The organism is Paenibacillus forsythiae T98 (genome assembly GCF_000520735.1).
GTDB classification, from domain to species: Bacteria; Bacillota; Bacilli; order Paenibacillales; family Paenibacillaceae; genus Paenibacillus_AQ; species Paenibacillus_AQ forsythiae.
Window position 1 is genome coordinate 1 of the sequence record NZ_ASSC01000710.1, and the last position, 1,396, is coordinate 1,396.

Below are 1,396 nucleotides of genomic sequence, written 5' to 3' on the forward strand. Positions count from 1 at the left end.
TCGCGGATGAGTCCCAGGAGGATATGCTCTGTGCCACCGTAGGTGTGGCCCAGCTTACGGGCTTCATCCATCGACAGCTCAATGACCTTCTTCGCTCGCGGAGTGTATGCGATGTTCGTTGGCTGCTCCTGTCCTCTGCCGATCAGCGTCTCCACCTCGTCCTGAATTTTTTCCAGACCGAGTCCAAGACCAATCAAAGCTTTGGCGGCTATGCCGTCGCCTTCGCGAATAAGTCCAAGCAAAATATGTTCTGTGCCGATATTATTGTGTCCCAGCCGAACGGCTTCTTCCTGTGCCAGCGCAAGCACTTTTTGCGCGCGTTCTGTAAATCTGCCAAACATCATAACCCTGCACCTCCATAAATAATTAAATATCTATAATTAATGTGTGTTTCCTAGCGTATCCCGGAACAGCTTCGCCCGGTACATATCGCATTCAGCCGAGCTGAGCTTCTCACCGAACATCTTTTGCAGAAATCCGGGCTGCGTCTTGACGTTCAGCTCATTGAGCACCGGGATGGATGGAGCTTTCAGAATTCCCAAATCGACGCCAAGCCGCACATCCGACAGACGCTGGGAGGCTTCCTTCAATTCCATTACGGCAGCATAGGACAAAATCCCATAGGATCTCATGATGCGATCGGTGATCCGCAAGGCGGTTTCATTCAGCAATCGCTGGCGCGCATTGCGTTCATGCTCGATAATCTGGATGGCCACATTGTGCAAATTGTCGATGATCTCCGCTTCGGTCTGCCCCAGTGTAATCTGGTTGGAAATCTGAAAGATATTCCCGGAAGCTTCGCTGCCTTCCCCGAAAATGCCTCTTGCCGTAAGCCCCACCTGATTGACAGCCGAAAGAGTACGGCCGATCTGCTGGGTCATGACAAGCGCCGGAAGGTGCATCATAACCGAAGCGCGAAGGCCTGTGCCGACATTGGTCGGACAACTGGTCAAATAGCCTCTTCTGTCGTCAAAAGCGTAATCGACTACTTCCTCGAAGATATCGTCGATCGCGGTTGCCCTTTCCCAAGCCTCGCGAACCTGAAATCCGGGAAACAGGCATTGAATACGGAGATGGTCTTCTTCATTGATCATGATGCTGACCGACTCGTCCTCATTCAGCAGCACCGCTCCGCCTCTGGAGTCATTGGCGAGATTGGGACTGATCAGATGCTTCTCGACCAGCACCTTCTTATCCAATTCTTCCAGTTCGTCAAGCTTCACAAGCTCGAACGTGCCGTATCCCGTATCCTCATTATGATCGATAACCGGAGCCAGAACATCCAGAACTTCATCGGCCTGATTCTTGGTAGCCAGAAGAGGGAAGGGATGATGCTGTAGATTGCGGGCGATCCGCACACGGCTGCTGATTACAATCTCGGAGTGGCTGCCGCCGC

At 52.4% G+C, this 1,396-nt stretch carries 2 protein-coding genes; both read right to left on the reverse strand.

Annotated features, from left to right (window positions below; translation table 11 throughout):
* On the reverse strand, nucleotides 1–344 hold a 344-nt coding region (locus L692_RS29780), incomplete at its 3' end, for a Clp protease N-terminal domain-containing protein (protein WP_036724935.1).
* 36 nt (nucleotides 345–380) lie between these two features.
* A partial coding sequence (locus L692_RS0121865; protein WP_025702133.1) for a protein arginine kinase occupies nucleotides 381–1,396 on the reverse strand: 1,016 nt, incomplete at its 5' end.